This window comes from Massilia sp. 9096 (assembly GCF_000745265.1).
GTDB lineage: Bacteria > Pseudomonadota > Gammaproteobacteria > Burkholderiales > Burkholderiaceae_D > Telluria.
On sequence record NZ_JQNN01000001.1, the window covers coordinates 1,103,601 to 1,121,388 of the forward strand.

The following is a 17,788-nucleotide window of genomic DNA, read 5'->3' on the forward strand; positions in this document are numbered from 1 at the left end:
CATGCGTATTCCTTCCATGCGGCGCCAGGCCGGCGTCGGCATCGTCACCGCAATCTTCCTGCTGGTCGTGCTGGCCGGCCTGGCCACGGCGATGGTGTCGCTGTACACCGCGCAGCAGACCAGCGCGAACGTCGACCTGCTCGGCGCGCGCGCCTACCAGGCCGCGCGCGCCGGCATGGAGTGGGGGCTGTTCCGCCGGACCCGCAACGGCAGCTGCGCGGCGTCGAGCCGCTTCGCGCTGCCGGCCGGCACCTCGCTGTCGGGCTTCACGGTGGTGGTGCGCTGCGCCGCCAGCGGCAGCGCCAGCCTGGCGCACGCGACCATCACGTCCAGCGCCTGCAACCTGACCGACAGCGAAGGCAACTGCAACTGCGACGGCGGCACCGGCAGCTGCGTGCCCTCGACCAGCCCGGACACGGTCAACCGCCGCGTCGAGGTGCAGCTGTGACGGCGTGGCTGCGCGCGCTGCGCCTGTCGTCGGCGCTGGCCTTGCTGGCGCTGCTGGCGGGCGTGCCGGCGCGCGCCGACACCGCGCTGTCGAACATCAAGAGCTTTCGCGGCAACGTCAACTTCACCGGCACCGAAGTCACGCTGCGCAGCAGCCCCAACGGCACGAATGCCTGCCAGCTGGTCAGCAACGGCAGCGCAAGCGCGACGCTCACGGGCATTCCCTCGGGCGCGACCATCGAGAGCGCGCAGCTGTACTACGCCGCGTCCGGCAGCACGGTGGACAACACCGTGACCATGGACACCACCAGCTACACCGCCAGGAATACCTACCAGTCGAGCAGCGTCGGCTACGACTATTTCTCGGGCGTGGTCGACGTGACCGCCGCGGTCAAGCAAAAGGGCAACGCCACCTACACCTTCAGCGGCCTGAGCGTCAGTACCGGTAGCCCATGGTGCGCGGTACAGGGCGTGGTCGGCGGCTTCGCACTGGTGGTGGTCTACTCGATCTCGAGCGAGCCGTTCCGGATGCTCAACATCTACGAAGGCTTCCAGTACTTCCAGAACAACGGCTTCACGATCAACCTCGGCAACTTCAACGTGCCCAATCCGCTGCCGAGCAACGTCACCGGCCGCATCGGCCACATCACCTGGGAAGGCGACAATACGATCTCGGGCGGCGGCGAAACGCTGTTGTTCAATAACATCGAGCTGACCGACGCGATGAATCCGTCCGGTAACCAGTTCAACTCACAGAGCAATATCAACGGCGACTATTATTCCTACGGCGTCGACTTCGACGCCTACACGCTGACCGCGGCCAACGGCACGCTCACGCCCGGCTCGAGCAGCGCGACCACCACCTACAAGACCGGCCAGGACCTGGTGCTGCTGAGCGCGGAAATCGTGGCCATGCCCTACGTCGCCAACGCCGACCTGGCGCTGACGATGACGCGCAGCGGCGACCTCACCGCCAACTCGACCGCCAGCTACGCGATCACCGTCACCAACAAGGGCATCGACACCGAGATCGGCCCGGTGACCGTGACCGACACGTTGCCGTCCGGCCTGAGCTACGTGTCGGCGACCGGCGCCGGCTGGAGCTGCACGAGCGCGGCCGGCAGCAACGGCGCGACGATCGTCACCTGCAGCCAGAACGGCCCGGTCGCGCCGGGCGCGACCATGAGCACGCTGGTGCTGAACGTGGCCGCAAGCGCCAACGCCAACTACACCAACACCGCCACCGTGTCCGGCAAGACCGGCGACGACAACGCCGGCAACAACAGCGCGTCCAACACCTACACCATGCCGGCATCGTCGACCTACGGCTACCAGGCGGCGTTCACGCGGGAGACCTGCAAGGTGGGCGACCCGATCGTGGTGCTCGACAGCGCGGTCGGCTGCCACACGTTCATCGGCCCGGTGATCGCGGCGGACAGCGCCACCAAGATCTACATCACCGGCGTCACCACCAACAGCAAGGGCCAGCAGATCGCCAGCGCCGTGTCGGGCTCGAGCACCAGCGTGCCGATCAATTTCGCCGCGACCTGCGCACCGAATTCCGGTGTCGCCATCAGTTATGCCGGCGTCACGCTCGATTGCAAGGGTACTGCCGTCACGGCGACCGTGACGGTCAGCGGCAACCAGGCGACCGCCGCGAACGTGTCTTCGTTCTCGTACGCCGACGTCGGGCGCATCACGCTGACGGCCACCTACAACGGGACACAGGTCGGCAGCATCACGTTCATCTCGAAGCCTTACGACATCCGCGTACGCGCCGCGATCCGCGACCTCGGCGCGACGACGGAATACTACGACCAGAAAGGCACCAGCGCCGACAGCTTCAGCAAGCCCGACCTCGCCTTCGTCAGGGCCGGCGACCCGTTCATCCTGCGCCTGGGCGCCTGGATGGCGAACGGCGCCTGGGCGCCGAGCTTCGGCAAAGAGCCGGCTGAACTGGCCGGCAAGATGGACCCCAGCCTGCTGGTGTTCAAGTTCGGGCTCGACAAATTCACCGTGACTTCGCCGCAGAGCTCGCCAGTCACGCAGCTGACCCAGATCACGCTGCCCGGCCAGAGCGCCGCGGTCAGCCCGGACAGCCTGGTGCAGAACGCGTTCGTGTTCAACCAGCCCTTCACATCGAACGGGGCGGCCGGAGCGTTCGACGCCAACGTCAGCTGGTTCGAGGCGGGCAACCTGGCGCTCGTGCCCTCGCTCGAAAACTACCTCGGGGCAGGCACGGTGCCGTCCGCAGACAACACGGCGTCGGCCACCCGCATGGGCCCGACTACGCGCGTGATCGGCCGCTTTTATCCCGATCACCTGGACACCGACATCACCAAGGCCTTCGACTGCCCGGCGTCGCTGAATTGTCCGCCGGCGGCCTACGACGCGGTCAAGCCGAGCTGGCCGATCGCGGGCGCCGTGTATTCCAGTCAGCCGTTCGCCGTCAACGTCCACGCCTATGGCCGGCCGATGGCGGACGGCAGCCTGCCGCAGCTGCGCCTGTTCCAGAACGTCCCGCCTTCCAACGTGACTGCGCCGATGTCCTCGAGCGCCCGCACGACGATCGTGCTGAGCGCGGCGCCGCTGCCGAACGCCAGCGGGGCCGTGATGAGCAGCACGAAGCAGCCGGTCAGTTTTTCCAGCCAGGCGGTGCCGTACTCGAGTGCCAGCACCGATTACCTCGACCTCGGCACCAGCGCCACCATGACGTTGCCGGTCGCTTTTTCCGCCGCCAATCGAACCGCAACCAACGTCGGCGCGCCGACCTTGTTCTACGTGCGCGCTTCGATGACCGAAACGCGCCAGGCCAGCACCGGCGGCGCCGCGCAGGTCATCACCATCAATTCGATCGCGCCCACCACGCCGGCCGGCACCCAATACGAGGATGGCCTGATGGCGGTGAACGGCCGTCTCCAGGTCGGCAATGCGCTCGGTTCCGAGGCGCTGCGCCTGCCGGTGCCGTTGACCGCCCAGTACTGGAGCGGCACCAGCTGGCTGACCAACACCGCCGACAATGACAGCCTGGTGGCCGCGACCGCACCCTGGACCGCCAGCACGCCGGCGCCGTCCTGCAGCGGCGGCCTGGCGTCGAGTCCGCCCGCCACCGCCTGCAAGAGCGGCGTCGTCAGCGCCGTCAACAGCGGTACCCCGATCCGCCTGAACGCGGGCAGGGCGACCATGGTGCTGCAGCAGGCGGCCCCGGGGCGCCTGAACGGCAGCATCGATTACCAGGTCACGGGCGGCGGCTCGGCCGCGTGGCTGCCGAGCACCCAGGCGCGCGCCAAGTTCGGCCTGTACAAGGCGCCGGTGATCTATCTGCGTGAGGTGTACTGACAACGGCGGACGGTCATCCTGTGACAAAAACTGAAAATATTTCCGTAGGATAAAAAAATGGTATCGGCTTTTTCCTACAGTTGAATATAATCAAGGGTCTATAAAACTTTCCTCGAAACATCCTCGACCGCCGCGCATGCGTTTTTTTAATCGATCAAAGAAGAGTGGGGCCTGGCTGGCGCTGGTGCCGCAACGCGACGGCGTCCTCGCCGCCACCGTGGCGCGCCAGCGCGACGCCAAGCCGGCGGTGACCATGGCCGCGTTCTTCGCCGGCACGCCCGGGGTCGACGTCCTGGAACGCGCCGGCCGCGAGACCGGGAGCGGCGCCTACCGCTGCATCACCGTGCTGGCCAACGGCGACTACCAGCTGCTGACCGCCGAGGCGCCCGGCGTCGCGCGCGAGGAACTCAAGGCGGCGATGCGCTGGAAACTCAAGGACATCCTCGACTTCCCGATCGACGACGCCACCTTCGACGTGTTCGACATGCCGCCCGACCCGAACGGCGCCGGGCGCAGCCAGCACAACGTGTTCGCGGTCGCGGCCAGGAACAACGTGGTGCGCGCGCGCCAGGAGCTGTTCCATGCGGCCAAGGTCGGCCTGGCGGTGATCGACATCCCCGACATGGCCCAGCGCAACGTCGCGGCCCTGCTCGAGCCGGAAGGGCGCGGCGTGGCGCTGCTGGCCTTCGGCGAGGACGGCGGTCTGCTGACGGTGTCGTGGCGCGGCGAGCTGTACCTGTCGCGCCGCATCGACGTCACGCTGGCCCAGCTGCGCGAACCCGACGCAGAGCGCAGGCTGGGGGCGTTCGACAGGATCGCCCTCGAGCTGCAGCGCTCGCTGGACAATTTCGAGCGCCAGTTTTCCTTCATCAGCGTGGCCAAGCTGGTGCTGGCGCCGGGCATCGGGCGCGACCTGTACGACTACCTGTCGAGCAACCTGTACACGCGCGTGCACATGCTCGACCTGGGCGACGTGCTCGACCTCGAGGCGGTGCCCGAGCTGCTCGAGCCGGCCATGCAGCAGCGCTTCTTCGTGCCGCTTGGCGCCGCGCTGCGCCAGCTGGAGGACGCCGCATGAGCCAGCAGATCAATTTGTACAACCCGCAGTTCGAGCACCAGGTCGAGGTCTTCACGGTGCGTTCGATGGCGACGGCGCTGGGCGTGCTGGTGCTGGGCCTGATCGGCGTGATCGCGACCGCCGAGCTGCGCGTGGCGCGCCTGCAGGGCGAGGTCGACGCCGGCGCGCGCCGCGTGGCGCACGCCGAAAAGCGCCTGACCGAGGCCAACGCCTCGTTCGCGCCGCGTGCCAGGGATTCGCGCCTGGAGGCCGAGCTGGGCGACGCCGATGCGCAGCACGCGGCGCTGCAGCGCGTGGCCGAGCGCATCGCGCGCGGGGAGCTGGGCGACACCCACGGCTATGCCGAATACTTCCGCGCGCTGGCGCGCCAGAACGTCGAGGGCTTGTGGCTGACCGGCGTGAGCATCGACGGCGCCGGCAGCGAGATCGGCGTGCGCGGGCGCGCGCTCGACGCGGCCCTGGTGCCGGGCTACCTGACGCGCCTGCGCAACGAGCCGGTGCTGCAGGGTAAGGCGATCGGCAGCATGGTCATCAGGCAGGCGGCCCCGGTCAAGACCCGCGCCGCCGACGGCAAGGAAAGCGAAGCGGCCGCGCCCTACGTCGAGTTCACGCTCGGCACGACAGCCGCCGGCGCGGACGGCGTCCAGGCGAATGGAGGTCAGCGATGACCGCCGCCATCGCCCAACGCTGGCAGCGTCTGGCGGCGCGCGTCGAGGCCATGGCCCAGCGCGAGCGCATGCTGAGCTTCGCCGCCGCCGCCGCGCTGCTGCTGTTCGGCGCGCAGATGGCCGTGCTCGGTCCGCTGGCGCGCAAGCAGGATATGCTGCGCGCCGCCAGCGCCGAGCAGGCCGGCCGCGTGGCCGCCATCAACGACGACATCGCGCGCCTGGTCGCTGCCAGCGCCCAGGACCCGAACCAGGCATTGCGCGTCAAGCTCGATGCCGTGCGCGCCGACACGCTGCGCCTGTCCGACCAGATGCGCACCATGGAAAAAGGCCTGGTGCCGCCGGAACGCATCGCGCCGCTGCTGGAATCAATGCTGCGCGCCAACGGCCGCCTGCAGCTGGTGTCGCTGCGCACGCTGCCGGTCGACACGGTCGACGGCGCCAGCGCGGACGCCGGCCCCGCCGGCAACCCCGGCGCCGCCCCGATGCGCCCGGCCGCGCAGCTCGATGCCGCCGCGGCCGCGCTGCGCGCGTCGGCCGGCTCGTCGGCTGCCGGTGCGGTGGCCGGCGCCGCGGCCTCCGGCGCGGTGCTGTACCGCCACGGCGTCGAGCTGACCGTGCGCGGCGGCTACCTCGACATGGTCGATGCCATGGGCGCGCTCGAGTCGCTGCCGACCCAGTTGTTCTGGGGCCGCGCCCAGCTCGACGTCGAGGACTACCCGAACGCGCGCCTGACCCTGACCCTCTACACCCTGAGCCTGGACCCGAAATGGATGAAACTCTGATGCGCCGCACCGCGGTCTTACCGGCCGCCTGTGCGCTGGCCGCCAGCCTGCTGTGCGGCGCCGCCGGCGCCAGCAACGTGCTGCAGGACCCGACCCGTCCGCCAGCCGCCTTGAGCGCGCCGCGCGGCGCCGCCGTGGCGCCGGAAGCCGCCCCGATGCTGCAGTCGGTGCAGGTCGGCCGCGCACCAGGGCGCAGCGCCGTGATCGACGGCGAGAGCGTGCGCGTCGGCGCGGACTTCCGCGGCGCGCGCGTGGTGCGCATCGCCGACAACGAAGTCGAGCTGCAGCGCGGCCGCGAACGCCAGGTGTTGCGCCTGTATGCGGCGCCCGAAAGCGGCATCACCCGCGTCAAAGGACAATAATGACTGACATTCGCCACCGGACCCCGATGCGCGCCGCCGCCGCCACGCTGGCGCTGGCCCTGGCCGGCTGCCAGACCCCGCCCGCCAACAGCACCTTCGATGCGATCCAGCGCGACATGGCCAATACCGCGGCCAATTCGACCGCCGCCGGCGCCAGGCGCCCGGCCGCCGCGGGCGTCGACGCCGCGGTCGCCGACGCGCTGCTGCCGCCGGCGTCCAGCCTCGCCACCCAGCTGCCCAAGGCCCGCCCGGCGCTGGAAGAGCGCTTCAACGTCTCGTTCAACAACGTGCCGGCGCAGCAGTTCTTCCGCTCGATCGTGGCCGGCACGCGCTACAACATCCTGGTCCACCCGGACGTCGGCGGGACCATCACGGTCAGCCTGAAGGACGTGACGCTGCAGGAGACGCTGGACGCGGTACGCGAGATGTACGGCTACGACTACAAGATCGAGGGCACGCGCATCTCGATCAAGCCGCTCACCATGCAGACCCGCATGTTCCATGTGAACTACCTGGTCGGCAAGCGCCAGGGCATGTCGAACACGCGCGTCAGTTCGACCTCAGTCGCCAACGCCAACACCAGCGGCAACGGCTACTCGAACATGAACGGCGTGCAGAACGGCCCCAACAACGGCGGCGTGGGCAGTCCGAACGGGCAGAACGGGCAGAATGGCCAGGTGCTGGACAGCACCGACGTCGGCACCACCTCGACCAACGATTTCTGGGGCGATCTGAAGTCGGCCCTGGAAGCCATCGTCGGCTCGAAGGAGGGCGGGCGCAGCATCGTGATCAGCCCGCAGTCGGGCGTGGTCGTGATCCGCGCCATGCCGGAAGAACTGCGCAACGTCGACGTCTACCTGAAGGCGACCCAGCTGGCGGTCGACCGCCAGGTCATCCTGGAAGCCAAGATCCTCGAGGTCGAGCTGAACGACAGCTTCCAGAGCGGCGTCAACTGGGCTTCGTTCGCCAAGCTGCGCAGCGGCCACGACAACCGCACCTCGGCCGGCGTGGTCGGCCCGGGCGCCGGCCTGGCGCCGCTGCCGTTCGCCGGCGGCCAGCCCGCCACCATCACCGACCCGAGCACCGGCCTCTCGGCCAGCACCGGCTTCTCGCTGTCCAATGCCGCGGCGACGGCCGGCTCGATGTTCGGCCTGGCCGTCCAGACCAGCAACTTCGCGCTGCTGATGTCCTTCCTCGAAACCCAGGGCACGGTGCACGTGCTGTCCAGCCCGCGCGTGGCGGCGGTCAACAACCAGAAGGCCGTGCTCAAGATCGGCACCGACGAATTCTTCGTGACCGGCGTGCAGACCACGACCAACTCGACCAACGCCGGCAATACCACCACGCCGAGCGTCACGCTGCAGCCGTTCTTCTCCGGCGTGGTGCTGGACGTGACCCCGCAGATCGACGACAAGGGCAACATCCTGCTGCACGTGCACCCGTCGGTGAGCCAGGTCTCGACCGTGACCAAGCAGATCGACCTGGGCTCGGCCGGCAACCTGACCTTGCCGCTGGCGGCGTCGGACACCTCGGAGCTGGACAGCATCGTGCGCGGCGGGAACGGCCAGGTAGTCGCGATCGGCGGCCTGATGCGCCAGTCTTCGACCAACGACCAGTCCGGCCTGCCGGGTTCGACCAACGTGCCGGTGATCGGCGCGCTGTTCGGCCAGAAGAAGCGCGTCAACCAGAAGCGCGAACTGGTGGTGCTGATCAAGCCGACCATCGTCGACGGCGCCAACAACTGGAACGACGACCTGATCGAGACCAGCCGCCGCATCGACCAGCTCGATCCGCGCCGGCGCCAGCAGTGATACGGGGAGGGCGATGATGTACACGACTCACTTCGGGCTGCGCGAGGCGCCGTTCGGCATCACGCCGGATACCAGCTTCTTCTTCGGCAGTCCGCGCTCGCAGGAAGCGCTCAACACGCTGCTGGTGGCGGCGCGCGGCGGGGAAGGCTTCATCAAGATCACCGGCGAAGTCGGCACCGGCAAGACGCTCCTGTGCCGCAAGTTCATGGCCACGCTGGGCCCGGACTTCGTCACCGCCTACATCCCGAACCCCTACCTGGAGCCGCGCACGCTGATGCTGGCGCTGGCCGACGAACTCGAGGTCGCCTACGAGCGCGACATCGACCAGCACCAGCTGCTCAAGGCGATCACGCAGCGCCTGCTGGAGCGCGCGGTCGAGGGCAAGCGCGTGCTGCTGTGCCTGGACGAGGCGCAGGCGATCCCGCTCGAGACGCTGGAAGCGCTGCGCCTGCTGACCAACCTCGAGACGCAAAAGCGCAAGCTGCTGCAGATCGTGTTGTTCGGCCAGCCGGAACTGAACCGCAAGCTCGAGCTGGAGTCGATCCGCCAGCTGGCCCAGCGCATCACCTTCCACTATCACCTCGGACCACTGTCGCGCGACGACCTCGACTTCTACCTCGCGCACCGCCTGCGCGTGGCCGGCTTCGACGGCGCGCGCCTGTTCTCGCAGGGCGCGGTCAAGCGGCTGTACGCGGCCAGCGGCGGCGTGCCGCGCCTGGTCAACATCCTGGCGCACAAGTCGCTGATGTTGTGCTACGGTCAGGGCAAGGCGCAGGTCGCGCGCGCGCACGTGGGCGCGGCCGCGCGCGACACGCTGGCCAGCAAGCGGCGCCGTCTGTGGCCCTGGCTGGCCGGCGGCATGCTGACCGCAGGCGTGGCGGCGGCCGGCATGACCTGGGCGCTGACGAGGTAAGCCGATGAGCCTGATTAACAAGATGCTGCAGGACCTGGATGCGCGCGGCACGCCCGGCCAGGACGCGTTTCCTTCGAACGTCAAACCGGTGTCCGCACCCGAGCGGCGCGCCCCGGCGCTGCGCCTGGCCGCGCTGTCCGCCGGCGCGCTGGCGGTCGCGGGCGCGCTGGGCTGGTTCGCATGGGATCGGCTGCACGCGGCGGCGCCGGACAAGCCGGCGGCCGTGCTGGCGCCGGTCGTGCACAAAGCCGACCCCGCCAAGCCGGGCCTGGCGATGACCGGCACGATCACGCAGCTGCCGGCGACCGTGCCGGGGGCCGTTCCCGCCGTGCCGGCGCCGGTGCAGATTGCGTCTTCGTCCGCAGCGCCGGCGACAGCCGCTGACGTGGCGCCGTCGATAACCGCCGGCGTGGCGCCCCCCACGCCGCAGCCGCAGGCCCCTTCCGCGCCCACCCGCGCCGCGCAAGCGGTCCAGGCGGACGGCGACGGCGCGCCCGCGCCGCGCCCGCGCTTGGCCGCGCGCGAGGGCATGCCCGCGCGCGAGCACGCGGGCGCACGGATGCGCGAGGACGAGCCGGCGGCCGCAGCGGCGGCGCCGAAAAGTTTCCTGCCGATGGAACCCGACAGCCCCGAGGCGCGCGAGGCGCGCCGTGCGGCCGTGATCGAACTGGCCACGCGCCAGGCGCGCCTGGCGCGTATCGCACGCCTGTCCGCGCCCGCCGCCGGCCACAAGGGCGCCGCGGGCGCCGAAGGCCGGCAGGAGTCAAACGCCCAGCGCGCCGAAAACGAATACGGCCGCGCGCTGGCCGATTTGCAGGACGGCCGCATGACCGAGGCGCTGGCCGCGCTGCAGGGGGCGCTGCGCATCGACCCCGGCCACGACGCGGCGCGCCAGACCCTGGTCGGCTTGCTGGTCGAGGCGAATCGTCCGGAGGAAGCGATGCGCGAACTGGAGAGCGGCCTGGCGCGCGACCCGCGCCAGCCGGCGCTGGCGATGCTGCTGGCGCGCCTGCAGATCGAGCGTGGCGGCAGCGGCATCGAGACCCTGACGCGCAGCCTGCCGTATGCCGGCAGCGGGTCGGCCGAGAGCGCCGAATACCACGCTTTCCTGGCCGGCGCCCTGCAGCGCCAGGGCCGCCAGCGCGACGCCGCCGAACAGTACCAGCAGGCGCTGCGCACCGTGCCCGGCAATGGCGTGTGGTGGATGGGACTGGGTATTTCGCTGCGCGCCGACAAGCGCAACGCCGAGGCGCTCGATGCGTTTCAGAAGGCGCGCACGAGCGGTGGCTTGAGTACCGAGCTGCAGGCGTTCGTGGAGCGCCAGATCGCGCAGATCGGCCGCTGAGCTCGACGCCGGCCGACGGCGGGCCTTATTGGTGGAGACTGGATCGAGGCTGCGCGCGTAGCGCAGGCGCATTCTCGAAAAAGAAGGCCGCCACCGTGACGACGCTGTGCATCGCCACGGTGGCGGGGCGTTGGCCAGTTACGTCGAACTAGCCAAGCTGGGACGGCAACGACGGCTTACGACGGGTTGCAGAAGTAGATGGCTTTGACGTTGTCTGCACGCGTCGTGAACGACCAGGTCTTGTCGATCGCCGTGCCGCTCTGGGAACCCACGAAGTGAGCCGTGTACTTGGTCGACAGCTTCAACGGCTGGTACGGCATGATGTAGGCGGCGTTTGCGCGCGCATACGCCGGGTTGGCGTCGGTCGCTTGCGTCGACAGCTGGACGTTGACCGCCGCGCCGCTTGCAGCTTCCACCAGCGTGAAAGTGGTCGTGGTCAGCGTCGCATCGGGCCGAACCTGGACCGAGACCGGATAGCCCGCGCATTGGCCATTGTTCGTCGGGATCGGATTCGGGCTCTCGCCGAACGAGCTGTACAACACGCCCGTTGCGCCATCCGCCGGCCACACGCCAACCCAGCCCTTGGCCGGAAGTTGCTGCTGGACGCCTTGGGCCACGCCGAAGTTGGTCACGATCGTATTTTGAATGCCCATGGTCTGGTTCGGCAGGCGGGCCGTCACGTGCGCGTAGCCGACGTCACGATTCGGATCGAGCATCGAGAAACGGTGATACGGACCGGACATCAGCGTATCGATGGAAACGATGCCAGGATCGCTGGGCACGCCGTCCGTCGCCTCGATGCTCGTCAGGTCTTCGCCAACCTGCGAAGCCGCATACTTTGCATAAGCAATGCGGTCGGCCGGCAAGGTGCCGGTGAAGCCGGCGTTGGCCGAGTTCTCGGCATGGCCGACGGCACTGGAATCACCGACCTGAAGGCGGGCATTGATATAGTTCGCGTGATTCTGCGCGGCCGTGTCGAGCAGGCCGTTTTGCGCCACCTGGCCGACACCATAGCTCGTGCGGATCTGGTTCAGCTCGGTGAACGCGGACAGCTCGATCGAGTTGGGTGCGTATGTCGGGGCCGGGACGGTGGTCTGCAGCGCGTTCGGGTCCGTGCCCGGAGTGGTCGGGGTCGACGTGGTCGGCGTCGACGTGGTGGGCGTGGACGTGCTCGGCGTCGACGTGGTTGGCGTCGACGTGCTTGGCGAGGAAGACGACGGCGTCGCTCCCGAACCGCTGCTTCCGCCGCCACCACCGCCACAAGCCGTCAGTGCAACAGAGCTCGAAATTGCCAATGCGATCAGTTTGAGTTTCATAATTTTTTCTACGTAAGTTTATTATTTCAATGGTTTATCTTTTCGCGCGGTGTCTTGCCTTGGCAACTGCTGCCCGCCCACTGCGATCACTTCTCTTCAAGGAAACTTTGGTCGATTTCATCTCGTAATGATTGCGACGACGCTCATTGTTTTCTTTATGCTAACAGCTTTTAAAAAATGTTGTTGTTCAGTACAACATGTGTGCAACACGTCAGATACATTCCATAAATGTTCGAATCAGGCGCGAAGCGGGTGACGGGCGTCGATGACGCGGGGGGGGAGGTGTTGGCCGGATCGAGCGCTGTCGCCGCAGGTTCGTCGGACCGGATTGGCTTTGCCGCTGGGTGCTGCCAGGGCACATCAGGGGCGCCGTACGCGAGCCGCGGCGTCTTCCCTTCGTGGCGGCCGCATGACCGGCCGCTCGACGTCGACTTCAGAACAGCTGCGAGAACAGCCAGTACAGCGAGCCGGACAGCAGGATCGCGGCCGGCAGCGTCAGCACCCAGGCCAGCACCAGGTTGCGTACCGTGGCCATCTGGACACCCGAGTGGCTCGCGACCATGGCGCCCGCCACGCCCGAGGACAGCACGTGCGTGGTCGACACCGGCAAGCCATAGGCGTCGGCCGCGCCGATGGTCAGCATGGCCACGACTTCGGCCGAGGCCCCTTGCGCATAGGTCAGGTGGGCCTTGCCGATCTTTTCGCCGACCGTCACGACGATGCGTTTCCAGCCGACCATCGTGCCTAGGCCGAGCGCGATCGCGACCGCGACTTTCACCCAAAGCGGGATGAAGCGGGTGGCGCTGTCGAGCTGGTGCCTGAACTCCTTCAGATTGTCCGTGGTCTCCTTGTCGAAATGCACGCTCGGTTCCTTCTCGAGATGGCGCATCGTTTCCGCAGCCAGGTACATGTCGTTGCGCACGTTGTTCACGGCACGGGCCGGCACGTTCGCCAGGGTGCCGTAGGCGCGCACGGCGTTGCCGATGTCCCCCGACAGGCTCGACAGTGACGGCAGCACCTCCGGCGCCATCTTCCGCTCACGGATATAGCGCTCGAGGGACTTGCGCGCGGCGCCCGGCGCCGGCAGCGGCGCGCCCGGGGCGTAGCGCGCCAACGATTGCTGGGTGACCTGGCTGACGGCGGCGAATTGCGTCACCTGTTCGGTCGGCAGCGCGCGGTTCAGCGCATAGGCCATCGGCATGGTGCCGACCAGGATCAGCATGATCAGGCCCATCCCTTTCTGGCCGTCGTTGGAGCCGTGCGCGAACGACACGCCGGTACAGGTCAGCACCAGCAGCGAGCGGACATGCCAGGGCGGCGGCGTGTCGCCGTGCGGCGCGTCGTACAGCGCGCGGTCGCGCACGAACTTGCGCAGCGCCGTCAGGAGCAGCGCGGCGCAGACGAAGCCGACCAGCGGCGACAGCAGCAGCGAGTAGCCGACCTTGGCCGCCTGCGACCAGTCGACGCCGCTGGTCCCGCTGCGGCCATGTATCAGCGCATTGGCGACGCCGACGCCGAGGATCGAGCCGACCATCGTATGCGAGGACGACGCCGGCAAGCCGAACCACCAGGTGCCCAGGTTCCACAGGATGGCGGCGATCAGCAGCGCGAAGACCATCGCGAAGCCGGCGTGGGAACCGACCTGGAGGATGAGCTCGACCGGCAGCAGCGAGATGACGCTGAAGGCGACCGCGCCGCTCGAGAGCACCACGCCGATGAAATTGAAGCAGCCGGACCACAGCACGGCGACGTTGGCCGGCAGCGAGTTCGTATAGATTACCGTTGCGACCGCATTCGCGGTGTCGTGGAAGCCGTTGACGAATTCGAAGCCGAGTGCGATCAACAAGGCCACGCCGAGCAGCAGCCAGGGCAGCCAGGTGGTCGCGAGCGGCCCGGCGTCGACCAGGTCGGCGCGCAGGCTGTAGGCGCTGTAGCCGATGCCGGCCAGGAGCAGAACGATGAAAAGCGCAATCGTGGAGGGCGAGCTGCGGCTGTCGCGCAGGCGCGCGGCGGGTGCGGCAACTGTTGCATGGGTACGCATGAAGGTTGACTCCGGGTCAATGGTGTCAACCGACTGTAAATTTGGATTGTGACGGCACGATGACCGTCCAGCGCGCGTGCGCGCCACCTCGGCCCGGCCACTCAGCGCGGCCGCTGCAACCTTACCAGCAGCCAAGCGACCACCGCCGTGAACGCCGCGGTGAAACCGAGCACGATCCAGAAGCCGTTGGCATGCTGGGCCAGCGGCACCCCGCCCACGTTCATGCCGAGCAGGCCGGCGACCAGGTTGATCGGCAGCGCCATCACGGTCACGATGGTCAGCAGGAACAGGCTGCGATTGTTGTCCTCGTTGACCTGGGCGGCGATTTCTTCCTGCAGCAGCTTGATGCGTTCCTGCAGTGCGGCCAGGTCGTTGAGCACCACCGAGAATTCCTCGGTCGCCTGGCGCAGGTCCTGGCGCGCTTGCGCGGCCAGCCACTCGGGCGGACGCTGCAACAGCCGGAACAGCGCGGCCGGCTCCGGCGCCAGCAGCCGCTGCAGGCGCACCAGCACGCGCCGCAGCGCGCCCAGGTCTTCGCGCTTGCGCGTCAGGCGGCCGGCCAGCAGCTGGTCTTCGGTGGTGTCGACGCGCGCCACCGCGTCGCGCACGATGCCGACCAGGATATCGGCCTGGTCTTGCAGCAGATGGATCAGCAGGTCGATCGGCGTGTGCAGCGGTGCCCCGTGCAGCACGGCCTGGCGCAGGCGCTCGACCGACTCGAGCGGCTTGCGGCGCGCGCTGATCACGCCGTGCGGCGTCACGTGGACCCAGAGCGTGGAAATCTCGGCGGCTTCGAAGGAAAACTTGTGCAGCACGTCGTTGACCACCGCGATGAGCGCATTGTGGGCGATCTCGATGCGGGTCGAACGCGAGCCCTGGTGCAGGATTTCGTAGAAATCGTCGCCGAGCTGCGTCTGGCTGCGCAGCCAGCGCTCGCTGGCGCTGTTCGACAGATTGAAATGCAGCCAGACGAACTGGCCGGGGACCGGGTCGCGCAGCAGGAGCGCAGCCTGGCGCGCATCCAGCGCGGCGCTGGCGATGCCTTCGCCGATGCGAAAGCCCCAGACCAGGCCGGAGTCGTCGGAGCCGTAACTGAACGCGGTGACTGCCATGTCGATCCCATGCAAAACGCAATCCCGCGATTGTAGAGCAATTGCGCTCGCAATCGGGCCGCGGCGGGCCGGCGTCAGATCCTGGCGAGCCGCTCCAGCGCCGTCTGCAGCGTCTCGTCCTTCTTGGCAAAACAGAAGCGCACGATGCCCGATTCGCGCGCCTGGCCCGCCGTTTCACCATAAAAGGCCGATACCGGGATCGCGGCGACCTTGATCTCGCGCGTCAGCCACTGGGCGAAGTCGGACTCGGTCTGGCTGGAGATCGCATCGTAGCGCACGCATTGGAAATAGGTGCCGTCGGACGGCAGCAGCGTGAAGCGGGTCGCGGCCAGGCCGGCGCGGAACAGGTCGCGCTTGCGCTGGTAAAAAGCGGGCAGCGCGAGGTAGGGCTCGGGATCGGCCATGTGCGCGGCCAGGCCGTGCTGCATCGGCGTATTGACGCTGAAGACGTTGTACTGGTGGACCTTGCGAAATTCCGCCGTCAAGGCGCTAGGGGCGGCCACGTAGCCGATCTTCCAGCCGGTGACGTGATAGGTCTTGCCGAAGCTGGAGACGACGAAGGCGCGCTCGGCCAGGACCGGGTGGCGGCTGACCGACGCATGTTCCTGGCCATCGTAGACCATGTGTTCGTAGACTTCGTCGGACAGCACCAGTAGGTCGGTGCCGGCGACGATGCCGGCCAGCGCCTCCAGGTCGGCCGCGCGCAGGATGCTGCCGGTCGGGTTGTGCGGCGTGTTCAGCATGATCATGCGGGTGCGCGGCGTCACCGCGGCGGCGACCTGGTCCCAGGGCACGCTGTAGCCAAGCTCGCCGAGCCGCATCGCCACCGGCACCACCACGCCGCCGGCCAGCGTGATGGCCGGCGCGTAGCTGTCGTAGGCCGGCTCGATCACGATCACTTCGTCGCCCGGGTGCACGGCGCACAGGATCGCCGTGGTCAAGGCCTGGGTGGCGCCGGCGGTGACGGTGATCTCGCTGGCGGCGTCGTAGGCGCGCCCGTACAGGCGCCCGATCTTGGCGGCGATCGCCTCGCGCAGCTGCGGCGCGCCGGCCATCGGCGGGTACTGGTTCAGGCCGGCGCGCATGGCGTCGTTGACGTGGTCGAGCAGGCGCGGATCGCAGCCGAAGTCGGGGAATCCCTGGCCGAGGTTGACCGCGCCGTGTTCGACGGCGAGGGCGGACATCAGGGTGAAGACGGTGGTGCCAACAAAGGGCAGGCGCGATTCCAGGGCAGGGGTCGTCATGATGGTGCGGCGGTGTCTCTGGTTGTGGGTGCGCTCATTCAAGCGTGACGGCGGCATGGGCCTTGACCCAGGTTTCCGGGGGCATGATGTGGAACAGGCCTGCGCGCGCGGCGCGGCGCGCCAGCTTGAGCACGGCCTTGTCCTTCGAGATCAGCACCGCCGCGCCGGCGTCGCGCGCGATCTCGAGGAATTTCTGGTCGTCGCGGTCGGTGCAGACGGGCAGGCGCTGCGCGCGCGAGGTCGGCGCGACGACCCGGATCAGCGCGTCGAAGCGCGCCGCCGCGTGCGCGCGGGTGCCCTCGTCGAGCGGCAGGTGCGGGTAGTGCAGCACGTGCAGGTATTCGTCGCGGCAGTCGGCGCGCGTCACCGCATCGAGGGCGCCGGTCTCGATGGCCTCGAGCAGGGGCGCCCAGCGCGGGTCGTGGAACACGAACAGGTCGAGGCAGACGTTGGTGTCGAGGACGATGGTCGCCGGCGTGGCGGCGTCACTGGGTTTCTCTAAAGCAGCTGCGGCAGGTATCATGTCGGGCATTCTACTGCCGTACCGTTTTTTCGACCATGCTGATCGTCCTTTCTCCTGCCAAATCGCTCGACCTCGACTCGCCCCCGACCACCCGGCAGCGCACCACGCCGCGCTTCATCGACCATGCGAGCGCGCTGATCGACGTGCTCAAGCCCTATTCGCCGGCCCAGGTGGGCGCGCTGATGGCCATCTCGGACCCGCTGGCGGTACTGAACGTGACCCGCTACGCCGACTGGCACCCGGACCATGGCCAGGCGCGCCAGGCCGTCATGGCCTTCGACGGCGACGTCTACACCGGCCTGGATGCGCGCACGCTGGCGCCGGCGGCGCTGGACTGGGTGCAGGCGCGCGTGCGCATCCTGTCCGGCCTGTACGGCCTGCTGCGTCCGCTCGACGGCATGCATCCCTACCGGCTGGAGATGGGCACCCGGCTGCCAAATGCGCGCGGCAAGAATCTGTACGACTTCTGGGGCGAGCGCGTCACCGAGGCGCTCAACGCCGACGCCCGGGACGCTGCCGCGTCCGTGCTGGTCAACCTGGCCTCGGAAGAGTACTTCAAGTCGGTCAGGCCGAAGCTGTTGGACGTCGCGGTCGTCAACCCGGTGTTCGAGGACTGGAAGAACGGCAAATACAAGATCATCTCCTTCTTCGCCAAGCGCGCACGCGGGATGATGGCGCGCTACGCGGCCGAGCGCGGGATCACCGATCCGCAGGCGCTCAAGGACTTCGACGTCGACGGCTACGCTTTCGTGCCCGAGGCGTCGAGCGAGCGCGACTGGGTGTTCCGGCGCCGCCAGGAGGCCTGAG

General features: G+C 68.4%; 15 protein-coding genes. 10 read left to right on the top strand and 5 right to left on the bottom strand.

Annotated elements, in window-relative coordinates:
• Position 1 precedes the first annotated feature (1 nt).
• From FA90_RS04830 to FA90_RS24795, 9 genes are all read left to right on the top strand, one after another.
• Entirely contained in the window at positions 2 to 448 is a 447-nt protein-coding gene (locus tag FA90_RS04830; protein WP_239700543.1) for an agglutinin biogenesis protein MshP, read from the top strand.
• Entirely contained in the window at positions 445 to 3,786 is a 3,342-nt protein-coding gene (locus tag FA90_RS04835) for a DUF6701 domain-containing protein (protein WP_036166485.1), read from the top strand. The genes FA90_RS04830 and FA90_RS04835 overlap by 4 nt, the downstream gene beginning before the upstream one ends.
• 136 nt (positions 3,787 to 3,922) lie before the next feature.
• On the top strand, positions 3,923 to 4,864 hold the full coding sequence (gene pilM, locus FA90_RS04840) for a type IV pilus biogenesis protein PilM (RefSeq protein WP_036166489.1): 942 nt from the start codon (positions 3,923 to 3,925) through the stop codon (positions 4,862 to 4,864).
• Positions 4,861 to 5,532 carry a PilN domain-containing protein gene (locus FA90_RS04845; RefSeq protein WP_036166493.1) on the top strand — a complete coding sequence of 224 codons (672 nt, stop codon included), beginning with the start codon at positions 4,861 to 4,863 and terminating at the stop codon, positions 5,530 to 5,532. Before pilM ends, FA90_RS04845 begins: the two co-directional genes overlap by 4 nt.
• Entirely contained in the window at positions 5,529 to 6,314 is a 786-nt protein-coding gene (locus tag FA90_RS04850) for a hypothetical protein (protein ID WP_051971433.1), read from the top strand. The genes FA90_RS04845 and FA90_RS04850 overlap by 4 nt, the downstream gene beginning before the upstream one ends.
• A complete protein-coding gene (locus FA90_RS04855; RefSeq protein ID WP_239700544.1) occupies positions 6,299 to 6,676 on the top strand; it encodes a hypothetical protein in 378 nt (125 codons plus the stop codon). Before FA90_RS04850 ends, FA90_RS04855 begins: the two co-directional genes overlap by 16 nt.
• Complete coding sequence (locus FA90_RS04860) at positions 6,676 to 8,487, top strand: secretin N-terminal domain-containing protein (RefSeq protein ID WP_051971434.1); 1,812 nt, start codon at positions 6,676 to 6,678, stop codon at positions 8,485 to 8,487. Before FA90_RS04855 ends, FA90_RS04860 begins: the two co-directional genes overlap by 1 nt.
• Before the next feature lie 16 nt (positions 8,488 to 8,503).
• The gene (locus FA90_RS04865; RefSeq protein WP_036174192.1) at positions 8,504 to 9,400 is read left to right on the top strand and encodes an ExeA family protein; all 897 of its coding nucleotides are present in this window, start codon (positions 8,504 to 8,506) and stop codon (positions 9,398 to 9,400) included.
• Between the two features lie 4 nt (positions 9,401 to 9,404).
• The gene (locus FA90_RS24795; RefSeq protein ID WP_051971435.1) at positions 9,405 to 10,745 is read left to right on the top strand and encodes a tetratricopeptide repeat protein; all 1,341 of its coding nucleotides are present in this window, start codon (positions 9,405 to 9,407) and stop codon (positions 10,743 to 10,745) included.
• 176 nt (positions 10,746 to 10,921) lie between these two features.
• Here FA90_RS24795 and FA90_RS04875 read toward each other — a convergent pair whose 3' ends face one another.
• The 5 genes from FA90_RS04875 to FA90_RS04900 all read right to left on the bottom strand — a co-directional run bounded on the left by FA90_RS04875 (position 10,922) and on the right by FA90_RS04900 (position 16,981).
• Complete coding sequence (locus tag FA90_RS04875) at positions 10,922 to 12,061, bottom strand: CAP domain-containing protein (RefSeq protein ID WP_156116591.1); 1,140 nt, start codon at positions 12,059 to 12,061, stop codon at positions 10,922 to 10,924.
• A 433-nt stretch (positions 12,062 to 12,494) separates the two neighbouring features.
• Positions 12,495 to 14,102: an inorganic phosphate transporter gene (locus FA90_RS04885; RefSeq protein ID WP_036166503.1), complete on the bottom strand. Its 1,608-nt coding sequence runs from the start codon at positions 14,100 to 14,102 to the stop codon at positions 12,495 to 12,497.
• 101 nt (positions 14,103 to 14,203) lie between these two features.
• Complete coding sequence (locus FA90_RS04890) at positions 14,204 to 15,214, bottom strand: transporter (RefSeq protein WP_036166505.1); 1,011 nt, start codon at positions 15,212 to 15,214, stop codon at positions 14,204 to 14,206.
• A gap of 74 nt (positions 15,215 to 15,288) precedes the next feature.
• Entirely contained in the window at positions 15,289 to 16,458 is a 1,170-nt protein-coding gene (locus FA90_RS04895) for a pyridoxal phosphate-dependent aminotransferase (RefSeq protein ID WP_036174201.1), read from the bottom strand.
• Between the two features lie 34 nt (positions 16,459 to 16,492).
• Positions 16,493 to 16,981 (bottom strand): putative toxin-antitoxin system toxin component, PIN family, encoded by a 489-nt coding sequence (locus tag FA90_RS04900; protein WP_051972103.1) that lies wholly within the window; start codon positions 16,979 to 16,981, stop codon positions 16,493 to 16,495.
• Between the two features lie 35 nt (positions 16,982 to 17,016).
• Here FA90_RS04900 and yaaA point away from each other — a divergent pair, with 35 nt between their 5' ends.
• Positions 17,017 to 17,787 (top strand): peroxide stress protein YaaA, encoded by a 771-nt coding sequence (yaaA, locus tag FA90_RS04905; RefSeq protein ID WP_036166506.1) that lies wholly within the window; start codon positions 17,017 to 17,019, stop codon positions 17,785 to 17,787.
• The last annotated feature ends 1 nt before the right edge of the window (position 17,788 follow it).

Excerpts from the sequence above, each read along its gene's own strand:
- FA90_RS04830 (WP_239700543.1), top strand. The coding sequence starts at position 2 with ATGCGTATTCCTTCCATGCGGCGCCAGGCCGGCGTCGGCATCGTCACC.
- pilM (WP_036166489.1), top strand. The coding sequence starts at position 3,923 with ATGCGTTTTTTTAATCGATCAAAGAAGAGTGGGGCCTGGCTGGCGCTG.
- FA90_RS04845 (WP_036166493.1), top strand. The coding sequence starts at position 4,861 with ATGAGCCAGCAGATCAATTTGTACAACCCGCAGTTCGAGCACCAGGTC.
- FA90_RS04850 (WP_051971433.1), top strand. The coding sequence starts at position 5,529 with ATGACCGCCGCCATCGCCCAACGCTGGCAGCGTCTGGCGGCGCGCGTC.
- FA90_RS04855 (WP_239700544.1), top strand. The coding sequence starts at position 6,299 with ATGGATGAAACTCTGATGCGCCGCACCGCGGTCTTACCGGCCGCCTGT.
- FA90_RS04860 (WP_051971434.1), top strand. The coding sequence starts at position 6,676 with ATGACTGACATTCGCCACCGGACCCCGATGCGCGCCGCCGCCGCCACG.
- FA90_RS04865 (WP_036174192.1), top strand. The coding sequence starts at position 8,504 with ATGTACACGACTCACTTCGGGCTGCGCGAGGCGCCGTTCGGCATCACG.
- FA90_RS24795 (WP_051971435.1), top strand. The coding sequence starts at position 9,405 with ATGAGCCTGATTAACAAGATGCTGCAGGACCTGGATGCGCGCGGCACG.
- FA90_RS04875 (WP_156116591.1), bottom strand. The coding sequence starts at position 12,061 with ATGAAACTCAAACTGATCGCATTGGCAATTTCGAGCTCTGTTGCACTG.
- FA90_RS04885 (WP_036166503.1), bottom strand. The coding sequence starts at position 14,102 with ATGCGTACCCATGCAACAGTTGCCGCACCCGCCGCGCGCCTGCGCGAC.
- FA90_RS04890 (WP_036166505.1), bottom strand. The coding sequence starts at position 15,214 with ATGGCAGTCACCGCGTTCAGTTACGGCTCCGACGACTCCGGCCTGGTC.
- FA90_RS04895 (WP_036174201.1), bottom strand. The coding sequence starts at position 16,458 with ATGACGACCCCTGCCCTGGAATCGCGCCTGCCCTTTGTTGGCACCACC.
- FA90_RS04900 (WP_051972103.1), bottom strand. The coding sequence starts at position 16,981 with ATGATACCTGCCGCAGCTGCTTTAGAGAAACCCAGTGACGCCGCCACG.
- yaaA (WP_036166506.1), top strand. The coding sequence starts at position 17,017 with ATGCTGATCGTCCTTTCTCCTGCCAAATCGCTCGACCTCGACTCGCCC.